The following is a 14217-nucleotide window of genomic DNA, read 5'->3' as shown; positions in this document are numbered from 1 at the left end:
CTACGCGGGCCCCCTTCCGGTGTCGCCGGGCCATGGGGTTCGTCGAGTGGGCCTCCGTCGTCGAGCGGCAGCGCCGGCGGGAGGGCCGTCGTGGTAGAGGGCTGGTGGTACCCTCGATCCCATGCTCGACGGACGCTGGCGCGCCAAGGTCGAGCGAGGGCTCGAACCGGTCGGTCAGGGTCTCCATCGTGTCGGCATCAGCGCCGACGGCCTCACCATCATCGGTCTCGTCCTCGCAGTCGCCACTGCCTTCGCGATCGCCGACGGCCATCTCGTGCTCGGTGTGATCGGGGTGATCCTCACCGGCGTCCCCGACATCCTCGACGGGTCGGTCGCCCGCAGCAGCGGTCGCGCCGGTCCGCGCGGGGCGTTCTTCGACTCCGTGTGCGACCGCGTCGCGGACGCCGCGATCTTCGTGGGCGTCGCCTGGTACCTCGCCGACGAGGATCCTCGGCTGCCGGTGCTGGTGATGGCGGTGCTCGCGCTGTCGATGCTCATCACCTACGAGCGGGCGAGGGCGGAGTCGCTCGGCTTCGTCGCCCGTGGCGGCCTCATGGAGCGCGCCGAACGGATGGTGCTGCTCGGCGTCGGCCTCGCCCTCAACATCCTCGTCCCGGTGCTGTGGCTGATGCTCGCGCTCACGGCGGTCACCGCAGTGCAGCGCTTCGTGAAGGTCTGGCGGCAGGCATCGCCCGAACCCACTCGGCGCGCGCGGCACCTGCGCGCGTCGAGCGGCGACGAGCCGCGGGCCGGGACGCTCGCCCAGTGGTGGGCCGCGCGCCGGCCACGCCTCGAAGCGCGCGGCGACCGCCGCGGCTCCGCCACGCCTCGCACCTGACGGTGGCGGCCGCGCGCGGCGCATACCTCGCGTACCGAGCCGGAGCCGAGGTAGCACGACGGATTCCGCAGCCGGTCGGTGCCCCCATGGCGCGTGGTCTCGCGCAACTCGTGGGCGTGGGGTTCATGGGAGCGCGCACGAAGCAGGTCGAGCGCAATCTCCGGCGCGCGTACGGGCCTGGTTTCGGCGGTCTCGCGCTCCGCCGCGCGGTGGCCGCGACGTTCGACTCGTACGGGCGCTACTACTACGAGCTCTTCCGGCTCCCGGGCACGCCGAAGGCGTGGATCGACGCGCACACGCACTTCACGGGCAGGGAGCACATCGCCGCCGCAATGGCGGCGGGCAACGGCCTGGTGCTCGCGCTGCCGCACCTCGGCAACTGGGACTTCGCGGGCGCGTGGCTCGCCGGGCAGGGCTACACGGTCACCGTCGTCGCCGAGCCCCTCGACCCACCGCAGCTCTTCGACTGGTTCGTCGAGACGCGTCGCCGGCTCGGTATGCGCGTCATCCCGCTGTCACCGACCGCAGGAGCTGAGGTGCTGCGCGCACTGCGCGCCAACGAGGCGGTGTGCCTCCTGTGTGATCGCGACCTCACGGGCGACGGCGTCGAGGTGGAGTTCCTCGGCGAGCGCACCACGCTCCCCGCGGGACCGGCTGCGCTCGCGCTGCGGGCCGGCGCGCCGCTCTGTCCCGCGGGGTGCTACTTCCGCCCGCATGGCAACCACGAGATTCGGATCCTCGCTCCGATCGACACCGCGCGCACCGGCCGCTTCCGTGCCGACGTCGCCCGCGTGACCCAGGAGGTCGCGCACCGCTTCGAAACGCTCATCCGCGCCGAGCCCGAGCACTGGCACCTCATGCAACCCAACTGGCCCAGTGATCGGACATCGGGCGACCACCTGTAGGCGCATCGGGCCGCTGCCGCACGCTTGGGGTTGAGGCGGCAGTCCAACCTCGTGCGCCCGTGGGCCCTCGCAGGGCGTCGGACCGTCCCGACTTTGTCTTCAGTCGGGCCCTCAGGGCGTCGAAGAGTTGCGTCGAGTCGTTTGCGAGTTGCCCAGGAGGTACCGAAATGTCCAGATTGGTGGCTTCCGGTTCGTCGGTTGCCGGCCCGCGGGGCCTCCCGCGCCTCCCTTCGGGCGGCTCGAGCATCGCCCGCCTCGTCAGCCTGCTGGCGGCCCTCGCGGTGGTGGGTGGACTCGTGATCGTGAGCTCCCAGGCGGCCTTCAACGCGAGCACGACCAACGGGCCGAACTCGTGGTCGGCGGGCTCGGTGGCGCTCGCTGACGACGACAGCGCGAGCGTCATGTTCAACGTGTCGAACATGACGCCCGGCGACACGGCAACGAAGTGCATCAACGTCACGTACACCGGCAGCCTGACCGCGGACGTCAAACTCTACGGGTCGATCGCCGGAACCGGCCTCGCCACCTATCTGAACACGACGGTCGACATCGGCACCGGCACGACGGGTGGGGCCACGGCGAGTTGCACCGGTTTTTCGCTCTCGTCGAACCTGTTCAACAGCACGCTCGCGAGCTTCGGGACGTCCTACACAGACTTCAGCACGGGTCTTGGCGGCTTCGCGGGGGCGACGAACCCCACCACGAAGAGCTATCGCTTCACCGTCACGTTGCAGGACAACAACTCCGCGCAGAGCAAGACCGCCACGGCGACCTTTACCTGGGAAGCGCAGAACAACTAGCACGTTCGCGTCAGTGGGGCCGGGGCCGGCCTCACCGTCCACAGGAGATCACGTTGGCCGTCAAGGTGAGGAGCGTGCAGGCAACACGGCTTCGCTTGTGTCTCGGCCACGTCGGTCTCTTCGTCGTCTTCACAGTGACGTGGCTGGCCGTGCTCGCTGTCGGTCCCCCCGTCGTGCTCGGGTGGAAGGCCGTCGCGGTTACCTCGGGATCGATGCAGCCTTCGATACGAGCCGGCGACCTGGTCGTCGCGGCCCCCTTCGACGGCTCCAGGCTGGAAGCGGGGGCGATCGTGGTGTTCCGGAACCCATCGGGGCCCGGGCTCATCGCCCATCGCGTGCGGTCCCGGTCCGCCGACAGCACATACCTGACGGCGGGGGACGCCAACCCCAACGCGGACTCGACGCCGCTCCGCAAGGCGCAGGTCGTCGGTGTGGGCCGCATGATCGTGCCCCTGGCCGGTCTCCCGACGGCGTGGGCTCGGGCCGGCGAATGGAGCAAACTCGCGCTCCTCGCGCTCGGTCTCGCGCTTGCCCTGTGGTGCGCGCGGTTCGCGCTGCGACACGATGACGATCCGCCAAGGCGGCCGCGCGCCGGAGCACAAGCCCGACTCCGGCGCATGCGCCCGGTTCTTCCCCTTGTCGTCGTGCTGACGATCATCGGCACGGTCGCCGCCATACCACTCACCGCGGGTGCGCTCTTCACGGCGACTACCGGCAACAGCGGCAACGCGTGGACGGCGAGTGCGGTCTTCGTCATGCGACTCGCGACCGGGACGTACGTCGGTGACGCCAACGACAACCGCGCCATCACTGGGGTCGGGTTCCGGCCCGACGCAGTCTTCGTCAAGTGCACGTGTGGTCTCGCAGGCATGGGGAGGACGAGCACGATGGTCGGCGACGCGTCGAAGGTGCTCGGTGCTACCAGCGCCCTGATGTCGGACGGCGTGCAGTCGCTCGACGCCGACGGCTTCACGCTGGGAACGGACACCAAGGTGAACGGCGGATCGAGCCGCACCTATCACTGGGTCGCGCTGCAGACCGGCAGCGACTTCAAAGTCGGGTCCTACCTCGGGGACGGCACCGATAACCGCTCCATCACAGGAGTCGGGTTCGCGCCGGCCTGGGTCCTCACGATCGGCGACGGTAACGACTCCACGGTGCGGCCGAGCAGCTTGGCGGGCGACGCGTCGTTCCCGCTCGACGGGACCTCCCAGTTCACCAACCGTATCCAGGCCCTCGAGTCGGACGGCTTCCAGATCGGGTCGAACGCCGCGACGAACGAGTCCGGGACCACGTTCCACTACCTGGCGTGGAAGGCAGGAACCAACGTGAAGCAAGGCACCTACCTCGGGGACGCGAGCGACAACCGATCGATCCCCGGAGTCGGGTTCGGGCCCGCTCTCGTGTGGGTCAAGCGCGACACCTCAAACCAGGCGACCTGGCGGCCCGCCTCCGCGACCGGCGACGTGTCCTTGTTCTGGGGTGCAACGGCCAGCAACGCCGACCGCATCCAGGCGCTCGAGGGCGACGGGTTCCAGATCGGCACGAACGCCCAGGTCAACACCCTCAACGCCACCTACCATTACCTCGCGCTCAAGGACGGCACCTCGTAGCCGTAGTGCGACCGGTAAGTGCGCGCGCACCGACTCCGATGCGATGATCTGCCCATGGGAGGGATGCGCGCGTGCGCGTGATGCTGTCGTGCCCGTACTCGCTGTCGTTGTTCGGCGGGGTGCAGGCCCAGGTCCTCGGCCTGGCGCGCGCGCTGCGCGCGCTGGGCGTGGACGCCCGGATCATTGCGCCGTGCGACGGCCCACCTCCCGAGCCGGGCATCACCACGGTCGGGCCGAGCACACGTTTCCCGAGCAACGGTTCGGTCGCTCCGGTGGCCGCGGGGCGCGCCGTCGCGCGGCGCACGATCGAAGCGCTGCGCAGCTTCGAGCCCGACGTCGTACACCTGCACGAGCCCTTCTCGCCCGGCGCGAACCACGCCGCGCTCGTGGGCACCACGATCCCCGCGGTCGGCACGTTCCACTCGGCGCGGGCGGGACGAAATCCCTGGTACCAGACGCTGCGCTCTCCACTGCGTCCGCTCATGCGCCGGCTCACGCTCGCGACCGCGGTCTCCGACCAGGCCGCGCGACAAGTCGCGCTCACGTTCGGCACCGAGTGCGAGATCGTGCCCAACGGTGTAGAGGTCGACCGCTTCGCGAAGGGTGACACGCTCCTCCCCACTCGACCCGCGATCTTCTTCGTCGGCCGCCTCGAGCCGCGAAAGGGGGTACCGGCGCTGATCGACGCGTTTGCGGAGCTCGACCGGGACGCGGTGCTCTGGATCGGCGGTGACGGTCCGCAGCGCGAGAAGCTGAGCGCGCGGGGCGTTCCGTCCGTCGAGTGGCTGGGTCGCATCTCCGACGACGAGAAGGCGACCCGACTCCGCAGCGCGACGGTGGCGTGCTTCCCTGCGATCGAAGGCGAGTCGTTCGGCATCGTCCTGCTGGAGGCGATGGCGGCCGGCGCGACGGTGGTCGCGTCCGATATCGACGGCTACCGCGACGTCGCGCGTCACGAGCGCGAGGCGCTCCTCGTGAAGCCGGGAGACGCCGACGACCTCGCCCGCGCGCTGAGGGCCGTGCTCGACGACCGGCCGCGCCGCGAGATGCTGGTCGCAGCGGGGCGCACACGCGCGGACGAGTTCTCGATGGACCGGATCGCGCAGCAGTTCGTCGGGATCTACGAGCGGGCGCTCGCCGATCCCGACGCGCTCGACCGAGTGTCGTGAGCCCCGCTCCCGAGCTCGGCGACCTTGACGCGCTCGCCGCGTCGGTGGCGTCGTCGGTACGCGACGCGGTGTATCAGCTCCTCGGTACCGCGGTCGCGCGGTTGCGCGTTGGCCGTGCCCCGGGCGGTGATGCCACGCTGCACATCGACGAGATTGCCGAGCGTGTGGTGGAGCAGCAGCTCGAGGCTGCCGGCGACGTGGGCTTCTACTCGGAGGATCGCGGGCTCGTCACGTTCGGTCAGCCGCGGGCTTTCTTCGTGATCGACCCGATCGACGGCACCCGCCCCGCGGCGGCCGGGCTCGAGTCGTGCTGCGTGTCGATCGCGGTCGTGCCGCCGTCGGAAGACGCGCGTCTCGGTGACGTCTCGTTCGGTGTCGTGCACGAGCTCAAGACGGGCGCGCGGTTCTTCGCCTCGCGCGACGGTGGCGCGCGCGGTGAGACCTCGACCGGATCGGCAGTGCCGCTCGCACCGTCGGCCAACACCGAGCTCGGCGCGCTGTTCTGGACCGCGGGCTTGCGGGGTCGTCCACTGGTCCCGACCAGCGTGGTGCTCGAGGAGCTCGTCGACGGTTCGAGCATGGGCGGCGGGTATTTCGACCTGGGCTCGGCCGCGTTCAATCTCACGCGCATCGCGACCGGTCAGCTCGACGCCTACGTCGACGTCGGCCGCCGCATCGCCGACGAGGTGCCGTCGACCGAGGCGGCGTTTCTCGCAGTGGGGGAGGGCTCGGTCTGCACGAACTTCCCGTATGACGTGGCGGCGGCGACGCTGATCGTGCAGGAGGCGGGTGGCGTGGTGACCCATGCCGACGGCCGCCCACTCGACGACCATCCCGCCATCGGGTCGTCACGGGCCCACGGCCTCGCGGTGCTCGGGGCGGCGAGCCGGGAGCTGCACGCGTTGCTGCTCGCCGCCGTCGATCGCGGAATTGACCGTCTCCGTGACGCAGTCGGCCGCGAGCCGGGTCCTATCATCGGGCTATGACCGTCGTCTGGATCGTGATCGGCGTGCTCGTCGTCCTGGCGCTGTTGTGGCTCATGCTCGGGTACAACGGCCTGGTCAAGCGGCGGAACCGGGTCGACGGCGCCTGGTCGCAGATCGACGTGCAGCTCAAGCGCCGCCACGACCTCATCCCAAACCTGGTCGAGACGGTGAAGGGCTACGCCGCCCACGAGCGGGGCACGTTCGAAGCCGTCACCAACGCCCGCGCCAACGCGATCAACGCGCAGGGACCCGGGCAGCAGGCCCAGGCGGAGAACGTGCTCAGCGGCGCGCTCAAGAGCCTGTTCGCGGTGGCGGAGGCGTACCCCGACCTCAAGGCCAACCAGAACTTCCTCAACTTGCAGGAGGAGCTCACGTCCACGGAGGACCGCATCGCCTACGCGCGGCAGTTCTACAACGACAGCGTCGTGAGCTACAACACGAAGATCCAGCAGTTCCCCACGGTGATCCTCGCCAACACCTTCAACTTCGACCGGCGCGAGCTCTTCGACGCTGCGCCCGAGGACACCGAGCCGGTCCAGGTGCAGTTCTAGCCAGATGAAGTTGTAGCGGCGCCCCGCCGCGCCTCCGGTCGGATACCCCATGTATGAGCAGATCGCGCGCAACAAGCGCCGAACGTTCGTGATCCTGTTCGGGTTCGTCGGGCTCGTGATGGCGGTCGCGGTCGCGTTCAACATCCTGTTCGGCGGTGGGGTGGCCGGCCTCGTGATCATCGTGATCATCGCCGCCGCGATGGCGCTCTTCTCGTACTACAACTCCGACAAGGTCGCCCTTGCCGCGAGCCATGCCAAGCCGGCCGACGAGACCGAGTACCGCCGGTACCACAATCTCGTCGAGGGCCTGTGCATCGCCGCCGGGCTCCCGAAACCGCGGCTCTACGTGGTCGACGACCCCGCGCCGAACGCGTTCGCGACCGGCCGGAACCCCAAGCACGCGGCGGTTGCCGTCACCACCGGCCTGCTCGAGAAGATGAACCGCGTCGAGCTCGAGGGCGTGCTCGCCCACGAACTGTCGCACGTCAAGAACTACGACATCCTGGTCACGACCGTCGCCGTCATCGCGGTGGGGGCGATCGCACTCATCGCCGACATCGGCTTGCGCTTCGCGTTCTGGGGTGGGCTCAGTGGTTCGCGGCGCGACAGCAACGACTCCGGTGGCCTCGGGGGCATCCTCGCGCTGCTCTCGCTGGCGCTCCTCGTGCTCGCGCCGTTCGTCGGCTACGCGATGCAGTTCGCGATGAGCCGGAACCGTGAGTACCTCGCCGACGCGAGCGGCGTGCAGCTCACGCGCTATCCACCGGGGCTGATCTCCGCGCTCGAGAAGTTGCGCGGCGACCAGGCGGTCGTACACCACGCGACGAAGGCCACCGCCCAGATGTGGATCGAGCAGCCGCTGGAGCCAGGCGGAGACAAGAAGGACGCACGCTCGCGCTTCAACAACCTGTTCGACACGCACCCGCCGCTCGAGGACCGGATCAAGCGGCTCCAGGAGATGTAGGTGACGCAACGAGGCAAGGTGGCGATCGTCGTCGTCGTTGCGCTGCTCGTGGTCGGCGGCGCCGCCATCGGTGTGGCGCTCGCGGGCGGAGGCGGCAGTGAGTCGAAGGCCGCCGCCACATCCACAACTCGGGGCGCCGGTACCACGGTCGTGCCGAGCACCGCGCCGCCTCCGCCGATCGCGCCGCTCACCGGGCTGCCGGATCCCTCGGGCGACAGCCAGCGGCGCCCCGCGCTCGCGGTGAAGGTCGAGAACCATCCGGACGCGCGACCGCAAGCCGCGCTCGATCAGGCCGACGTGGTCTACGAGGAAGAGGTCGAGGGTAACATCACGCGTTTCGTCGCCATCTTCAACTCGACCGCGCCCGAGACCATCGGCCCGGTGCGTTCGGTGCGACTGCAGGATCCCGACATCGTCTGGCCGATCCACGGCATCTTCGCCTATTCGGGTGGCGCCGCCGATCCGGTTGCCGCGATCAACGCCGCGCCGGTACACGCCGTCGACAACAACGCCGCCGTCGCGAACGGTGCCGCGGCGATGGAGCGCGACGCCCCTGGGCAGCCGCCGCGCCAATCGCCGCACAACCTGTACGGCCACGGCCCGCAGCTCTTCGCGCTCGACGGTGACCCGAAGCCGCCGCCTCCGTTGTTCCAGTACGCACCAACGGGAGTGCCACCGCCGCCCGACTCGGACCTCGGTCAGCCGGTCGCGAGCATGCGCGTCGGGTTCCTCGGCGAGTTCGACGTGTCGTACAACTGGGATGCCGACTCGGGTACGTGGAAGCGGTTCCAGCACGGCCAGCCGCACCTCGTCGTCGGCGGCAATCAGGTCGCGCCGACGAACGTCGTGGTGCAGTTCACGCAGTACGACGGCGTGGCGAACGGACAGACCGTGGGTGAGGGTGATGTGTGGGTCTTCACCGACGGCCGGGTGCGCACGGGACGCTGGATCCGGCCCGACCGGGAGCAGCCCGCGCACTACGTCGACGCGAACGGTCAGCCCATCCTCCTGCGCCCGGGCCGTACCTGGGTGGAGATCCTGCCCGTCGGCTACGCGGTCGACGTGGAGTCGCCCGCGCCGGGATGACCCTGAGCCGGCGGCCACGGCGAACCCACCGGGAAGACGGAGGCCGCCCGGTACAGTGGGGCGCATGGCACAGCCGAGGGAAACGGGCACTGCACGCGTCAAGCGCGGGCTCGCCGAGATGCTGCGTGGCGGCGTGATCATGGACGTCGTCACCGCCGACCAGGCCACGATCGCCGAAGACGCCGGCGCGGTCGCGGTGATGGCGCTCGAGCGGGTGCCCGCCGACATCCGGCGCGACGGTGGCGTCGCCCGCATGAGCGACCCCGCGATGATCGAGGGGATCCAGGCCGCCGTCACCGTCCCCGTGATGGCGAAGTGCCGGATCGGCCACTTCGCGGAGGCCCAGGTGCTCGAAGCGCTCGGCGTCGACTACATCGACGAGAGCGAGGTGCTGACCCCGGCCGACGACGCGCACCACGTCGACAAGTGGGCCTTCACCGTGCCGTTCGTGTGCGGTGCCACCAACCTCGGCGAGGCCCTGCGGCGCATCAGCGAGGGCGCGTGCATGATCCGATCGAAGGGGGAGGCGGGCACCGGCGACGTCTCGGTGGCCGTCCACCACCTGCGCTCGGTCCTCGGCGACATCAAGAAGCTCACCATCGCCGATTCGGCGGAGCTGTTCGGCTGGGCGAAGGAACTGCGCGCGCCGATCGACCTGGTGCAGGAGGTTGCCGAACGGGGCGAACTGCCGGTGCCGCTGTTCTGCGCCGGAGGGATCGCCACTCCCGCCGACGCCGCCCTCGTGATGCAGCTCGGGGCGCAGGCCGTGTTCGTGGGCAGCGGGATCTTCAAGAGCTCGGATCCCGCGCCGCGCGCGAAGGCCATCGTCGAAGCCACCACCCACTTCAACGATGCCGCGATCGTCGCGAAGGTGTCGCGCGGCCTCGGCGACGCGATGCGCGGCGAGGAGAGCGACTCCCTCGACGTCAAGCTCGCCGATCGGGGTTGGTAGATGGCTGCGAGGCCTCCAGGTGAAAGTCGGCGTCCTCGCGCTGCAGGGGGCGTTTCGCGAGCATCGTGAGGTCCTCGACGCGCTCGGCGTCGAAGCAGTCGCTGTGCGTACGCCCGAAGAGCTCGGCGCGCTCGACGCGTTGGTCCTGCCCGGCGGTGAGTCCACCACGATGAGCAAGCTGCTCGACTCGTCGGAGCTGCGCGCGTCGCTCAGCGCGCTGCTCGCCGACGAGCTCCCGGTGCTCGGCACGTGCGCCGGGATGATCCTGCTCGCCACCGAGGTGCTCGACGGTCGTCCCGACCAACAGTCGTTCGGAGCGATCGACATTGCGGTGCGGCGCAACGGCTACGGGCGACAGCGCGACTCGTTCGAAGCGCAGCTTGACGTGATCGGCCTCGCCGGGGGACCGTTCCCGGGCGTGTTCATCCGTGCGCCGCTCGTCGAATCGGTGGGACCCGGCACTGACGTGCTGTCGTCGCACGACGGCGTCCCGGTCCTGTTGCGCTCGGGCCCAGTGTGGGTCTCGAGCTTCCACCCGGAGCTGTCGGGTGATCTCCGACTCCATCAGCTGTTCCTCGAGGAGGTGGCCTCGTGAGTGGTCACAGCAAATGGCATTCGATCAAGCACGCGAAAGGCGCGGCCGACGCGGCGCGCGGCAAGGCCTTCGCGCGCCTCGCTCGCCAGATCGAGGTTGCGGCGCGCGACGGCGGGGGTGACGCCGAGGCGAATCCCACGCTACGCACGATGATCCAGAAGGCGCGCGACGCGTCGATGCCCAAGGACAACATCGAGCGCGCGATCAAGCGCGGCACGGGCGAGCTCGAAGGCGTCACCTACGAGACCATCAACTACGAGGGCTATGCCACCAATGGTGTCGCGGTGTACGTCGAGGTGCTCACCGACAATCGCAACCGCACGGGAGCCGACATCAAGAACATCTTCACGCGCAACGGCGGCTCGCTGGCCGAGCCGGGGGCGGTCGCGTGGCAGTTCGAGCGCAAGGGTGTGGTCATCCTCGAGAAGTCCGCTGCGTCGGAGGACGACCTCATGCTTGCCGCGCTCGACGCGGGCGCGGAGGACATCGAGGACCAGGGCGACACCTGGCAGATCACCACTGGTTCCACCGATCTGCACGCGGTACGCACCGCGCTCGACGAAGCAGGGATCGCGGTGACGAGCGCCGACCTCACGATGCTGCCGTCCAGCACGGTGGCACTCGGCGACGCGCCGCACGCCAAGTCGGTGCTGCGCGTCATCGACGCGCTCGAGGAGCATGACGACGTGCAGAACGTCTACGCCAACTTCGACATCCCCGACGACGTGCTCCAGGCGGTCTACGCCTGATGTCTGCCTGATGGACCTCGACGACGCACGCGCGTTCATCGGCGAGCATCACCGCGCGGTGATGGCCACCCGCCGCGCCGACGGGGCGCCGCAGATGTCGATCGTGGCCTGCAACGTCGACAACGACGGACGCGCGATCGTGAGCACGCGCGAGACGGCGGCCAAGACCAAGAACGTACGGCGCGACCCGCGCGTCTCGTTGTGCATCCTGCCCGACGACGGCTGGGCAGGGCAGTGGATACAGATCGACGGCACCGCCGAGATTCTCGTGCTCCCGGAGGCGATGGAGCCGCTGGTCGACTATTACCGCAGCACTGCGGGCGAGCATCCCGACTGGGACGACTACCGAGCCGCGATGGAACGCGAGCGACGCGTGCTGATCCGCGTCACCATCGAGCGCGCCGGCCCCGACGTCCACGGGTGAGCGGACCCGGGGTCGCGATCGCGATCCTCGCGGCCGGCCGCGGGTCACGGCTCGGTGACGCCGTGAAGCCACTGGCGCGGCTGCACGATCGCCCGCTGGTCTCGTGGGCGCTCGACGCAGCCGTTGCGTCGGGGCTGCATCCGGTGTGGCTCGTCACCGGATACGAGGGGAGACACGTCGCCGCCGCGGCGCCGCAGGGAGTGGACGTGGTGCACAACCGCCACTGGCGCGCCGGGATCGCATCGAGCCTCCGCACCGCGCTCGGAGCGATCGCACCGTACGCAGAGGTCAGCGCGGTCTGCATCGGGCTGGCCGACCAACCTCGCGTCGGGCCCGAGGCCTACCGGCGCCTTGCCGCCGCTCACGCGGACGGCGCGCAGCTTGCGGTCGCGACCTATGCAGGAGTGCGGGGCAATCCTGTGCTCCTGGCGCGTAGCCTCTGGGCCGAAGCCAACGAACTCGAAGGTGACGTCGGAGCGCGCCGGCTGATGCAGCGGCACGACGTGGTCGAGGTGCCCTGCGAGGACACCGGGAGTGCCGTCGACGTCGATACTGCCGAGGATCTCGAACAACTCAACGAGGAGCCCCAGTGAAGATCGAGGACGAGTTCCGCGTCGACGTGCCGGTCGACCAGGCGTGGAAGGTGCTGCTCGACGTCGAGCGCATCGCGCCGTGTATGCCGGGCGCGCAGTTGCAGGAGATCGAGGGCGACGAGTACCGCGGCATCGTGAAAGTGAAGGTCGGGCCGATCACCGCGCAGTACAAGGGTGCCGCGCGCATCGTGGAGGCCGACGAGTCGTCCCACACGGTGGTGCTGAAGGCCGAAGGTCGCGACACTCGCGGCCAGGGCAACGCCTCGGCCACCGTCACTGCCACACTCACTCCCGACGGCGGTGGCACGGTCGTGCACATCGACACCGATCTCAACATCACCGGAAAGGTCGCGCAGTTCGGTCGCGGAGTGATGGCCGATGTGTCGGGAAAGCTGCTCGGTCAGTTCGCGTCGAACCTCGAGCGCGACGTACTGAGCGGCAACGGCGCAACGCCGGTCACGCCCGCGGAGGACGCGGCGCAACCCGAGGCCTCGGCCGAGGGCCCCCGAAGGATCGACTCGCCGGAGGCCCAGCCGGTCGACCTCCTCGACACGGCGGGCAACGCGGTGGCGAAGCGCGTCGTGCCGATCCTGATCGTGCTCGTTGCGCTCCTCACCCTCCGCTCGCTCCGCAAGCGCCGCAAGCGCAAGAAGCGGCAGCGCGCCGCGTAGAGCGGAGCGACAGTCGTGAACGTGAAGCTCGGGGTGTTCTCGCTGTCGGCGAGCTCGGCCGACGGCGACGACTCGCGCTACCTGCGCTGGCATCACCTCGACCACTTGCCGCAGCAGTACGAGATCCCGGGAATGCTCTTTGGCCAGCGCTGGGTGTCCACGCCCGAGTGCCGCGCTACCCGCGCGGTGCAGTCCGAACGCTTCGAACCGGTCAACCACGTGGTGCACTACCTGTTCGGCGAACCCGTCGCCCAGGTCGTCGACGACTTCTTCGCCCTTCGGGACCACCTGATCGAGATCGGTCGGTTCCCCGAGCGTCTCCCCAATCGGTTGGTCTCCGGTGGCGAACCCGTCGAAGCCCACGCCGCGACCAGCGCGCTCGTCACCGCCGACGTGGTGCCGTACCGGCCGAACCGCGGCGCCTATCTGGTCATCGAGCGGGTCGACGCGGCGAACGAAGGCGGGCGGTGGTCGCCAGTCCACGTTCGAGCACTGCTCGCGATCGACGGTGTCGCGGGACTCTGGTCGTTCGCGCCCACCACGTTGCGGCCTGACGAGTTCAGCAAGAGCGGATACAGCGTTTCGGTGTTGTATCTCGACCAGGATCCGGTGAGAGTCGCGAAGCCGATCGGTAGCGTGCTCGCCGATCGGTGGGAGGGTGCGGCGATCACTCCCGCGTTCGCGGCGCCGTTCGTGTCACTGCAACCGTTCGACTACGAACAACACCGCCAGCCGGGCTGACCCGCCGCAGCGCCTCTACGCGGCAGCGCGCTTCGACAAGGCGGCCAGTGCCTCGTCGGCGTGCTTGTCCATGTTCGTCTCGCTGTTGATGATGGCGAGGATGCGGCGGTCGGTGTCGATGACGAACGTGACCCGCTTGTTCATGATCGGCCCGGGTCGTTTCGCCCCCAGCTGCTTGGCGACGGCGCGGTCGGGATCCGACAACAGCGGGAAGTCGAACGAGTGCTTCTCGCTGAACTTCTTCTGGCGCTCGACCGGGTCGGCACTGATCCCGATGCGCTGCGCCCCCACCGCTGCGAACTCTCCCGCCAGATCGCGGAAGTGGCAGCTCTCCTTCGTACACCCGCCGGTCAACGCCTTGGGGTAGAAGAAGAGCACGACCGGTCCCTTGGTGAGCTCGTCGGACAGTCGCCGTTGCTTGCCGTCCTCGTCCGCCAGCTCGAAGTTCGGTGCGACGTCACCTACATCCATCGGTCGCTCCACTCTCGGTTGTGCTGCCTTCGGCTCGCGAACCTCCGTTGCGCTCCTACATCCATCGGTCGCTCCACTCTCGGTTGTGCTGCCTTCGGCTCGCGAACCT

Annotated in this window: 17 protein-coding genes; 16 read left to right on the top strand and 1 reads right to left on the bottom strand. The window is 69.4% G+C overall.

Features of this window, described 5'->3' with window-relative positions:
• Nucleotides 1–121: 121 nt before the first annotated feature.
• The 16 genes from WD271_10075 (at nucleotide 122) to WD271_10000 (ending at nucleotide 13637) form a co-directional block, all read left to right on the top strand.
• Complete coding sequence (locus tag WD271_10075) at nucleotides 122–838, top strand: CDP-alcohol phosphatidyltransferase family protein (GenBank protein MEX1008174.1); 717 nt, start codon at nucleotides 122–124, stop codon at nucleotides 836–838.
• Complete coding sequence (locus WD271_10070; GenBank protein ID MEX1008173.1) at nucleotides 766–1743, top strand: phosphatidylinositol mannoside acyltransferase; 978 nt, start codon at nucleotides 766–768, stop codon at nucleotides 1741–1743. The genes WD271_10075 and WD271_10070 overlap by 73 nt, the downstream gene beginning before the upstream one ends.
• A gap of 167 nt (nucleotides 1744–1910) precedes the next feature.
• On the top strand, nucleotides 1911–2543 hold the full coding sequence (locus WD271_10065; protein ID MEX1008172.1) for a TasA family protein: 633 nt from the start codon (nucleotides 1911–1913) through the stop codon (nucleotides 2541–2543).
• A gap of 74 nt (nucleotides 2544–2617) precedes the next feature.
• A complete protein-coding gene (locus WD271_10060; GenBank protein MEX1008171.1) occupies nucleotides 2618–4156 on the top strand; it encodes a signal peptidase I in 1539 nt (512 codons plus the stop codon).
• Nucleotides 4157–4236: 80 nt separating this feature from the next.
• Nucleotides 4237–5325 (top strand): glycosyltransferase family 4 protein, encoded by a 1089-nt coding sequence (locus WD271_10055; GenBank protein MEX1008170.1) that lies wholly within the window; start codon nucleotides 4237–4239, stop codon nucleotides 5323–5325.
• Nucleotides 5322–6311 (top strand): inositol monophosphatase family protein, encoded by a 990-nt coding sequence (locus tag WD271_10050; GenBank protein MEX1008169.1) that lies wholly within the window; start codon nucleotides 5322–5324, stop codon nucleotides 6309–6311. Before WD271_10055 ends, WD271_10050 begins: the two co-directional genes overlap by 4 nt.
• On the top strand, nucleotides 6308–6862 hold the full coding sequence (locus WD271_10045) for a LemA family protein (GenBank protein MEX1008168.1): 555 nt from the start codon (nucleotides 6308–6310) through the stop codon (nucleotides 6860–6862). Before WD271_10050 ends, WD271_10045 begins: the two co-directional genes overlap by 4 nt.
• Nucleotides 6863–6911: 49 nt before the next feature.
• Entirely contained in the window at nucleotides 6912–7826 is a 915-nt protein-coding gene (htpX, locus tag WD271_10040; GenBank protein MEX1008167.1) for a zinc metalloprotease HtpX, read from the top strand.
• The gene (locus WD271_10035) at nucleotides 7827–8912 is read left to right on the top strand and encodes a DUF3048 domain-containing protein (protein MEX1008166.1); all 1086 of its coding nucleotides are present in this window, start codon (nucleotides 7827–7829) and stop codon (nucleotides 8910–8912) included.
• Between the two features lie 64 nt (nucleotides 8913–8976).
• A complete protein-coding gene (gene pdxS, locus WD271_10030) occupies nucleotides 8977–9864 on the top strand; it encodes a pyridoxal 5'-phosphate synthase lyase subunit PdxS (protein MEX1008165.1) in 888 nt (295 codons plus the stop codon).
• A gap of 19 nt (nucleotides 9865–9883) precedes the next feature.
• Complete coding sequence (gene pdxT / locus WD271_10025; protein ID MEX1008164.1) at nucleotides 9884–10459, top strand: pyridoxal 5'-phosphate synthase glutaminase subunit PdxT; 576 nt, start codon at nucleotides 9884–9886, stop codon at nucleotides 10457–10459.
• Entirely contained in the window at nucleotides 10456–11208 is a 753-nt protein-coding gene (locus WD271_10020; protein MEX1008163.1) for a YebC/PmpR family DNA-binding transcriptional regulator, read from the top strand. Before pdxT ends, WD271_10020 begins: the two co-directional genes overlap by 4 nt.
• A 10-nt stretch (nucleotides 11209–11218) precedes the next feature.
• Nucleotides 11219–11632, top strand: a complete 414-nt coding sequence (locus WD271_10015; GenBank protein ID MEX1008162.1) for a PPOX class F420-dependent oxidoreductase — start codon at nucleotides 11219–11221, stop codon at nucleotides 11630–11632.
• Nucleotides 11629–12225 (top strand): nucleotidyltransferase family protein, encoded by a 597-nt coding sequence (locus tag WD271_10010; protein ID MEX1008161.1) that lies wholly within the window; start codon nucleotides 11629–11631, stop codon nucleotides 12223–12225. The genes WD271_10015 and WD271_10010 overlap by 4 nt, the downstream gene beginning before the upstream one ends.
• Entirely contained in the window at nucleotides 12222–12896 is a 675-nt protein-coding gene (locus tag WD271_10005; protein ID MEX1008160.1) for an SRPBCC family protein, read from the top strand. The genes WD271_10010 and WD271_10005 overlap by 4 nt, the downstream gene beginning before the upstream one ends.
• 21 nt (nucleotides 12897–12917) lie before the next feature.
• Nucleotides 12918–13637, top strand: coding sequence for a hypothetical protein (locus tag WD271_10000; protein ID MEX1008159.1), 720 nt, complete (start codon nucleotides 12918–12920; stop codon nucleotides 13635–13637).
• 15 nt (nucleotides 13638–13652) lie between these two features.
• Here WD271_10000 and WD271_09995 read toward each other — a convergent pair whose 3' ends face one another.
• The gene (locus WD271_09995; protein MEX1008158.1) at nucleotides 13653–14108 is read right to left on the bottom strand and encodes a peroxiredoxin; all 456 of its coding nucleotides are present in this window, start codon (nucleotides 14106–14108) and stop codon (nucleotides 13653–13655) included.
• Nucleotides 14109–14217 lie beyond the last annotated feature (109 nt).

This window comes from Acidimicrobiia bacterium (genome assembly GCA_040880805.1).
Taxonomy (GTDB): Bacteria; Actinomycetota; Acidimicrobiia; order IMCC26256; family DASPTH01; genus DASPTH01.
This window is presented reverse-complemented; position numbering and strand designations above follow the sequence as displayed.

What these genes read in the sequence shown, in the direction of transcription:
- WD271_09995 (MEX1008158.1), bottom strand. Translation starts at nt 14,108, where the DNA reads ATGGATGTAGGTGACGTCGCACCGAACTTCGAGCTGGCGGACGAGGAC.
- htpX (MEX1008167.1), top strand. Translation starts at nt 6,912, where the DNA reads ATGTATGAGCAGATCGCGCGCAACAAGCGCCGAACGTTCGTGATCCTG.
- WD271_10075 (MEX1008174.1), top strand. Translation starts at nt 122, where the DNA reads ATGCTCGACGGACGCTGGCGCGCCAAGGTCGAGCGAGGGCTCGAACCG.
- pdxS (MEX1008165.1), top strand. Translation starts at nt 8,977, where the DNA reads ATGGCACAGCCGAGGGAAACGGGCACTGCACGCGTCAAGCGCGGGCTC.
- WD271_10055 (MEX1008170.1), top strand. Translation starts at nt 4,237, where the DNA reads ATGCTGTCGTGCCCGTACTCGCTGTCGTTGTTCGGCGGGGTGCAGGCC.
- WD271_10065 (MEX1008172.1), top strand. Translation starts at nt 1,911, where the DNA reads ATGTCCAGATTGGTGGCTTCCGGTTCGTCGGTTGCCGGCCCGCGGGGC.
- WD271_10015 (MEX1008162.1), top strand. Translation starts at nt 11,219, where the DNA reads ATGGACCTCGACGACGCACGCGCGTTCATCGGCGAGCATCACCGCGCG.
- WD271_10045 (MEX1008168.1), top strand. Translation starts at nt 6,308, where the DNA reads ATGACCGTCGTCTGGATCGTGATCGGCGTGCTCGTCGTCCTGGCGCTG.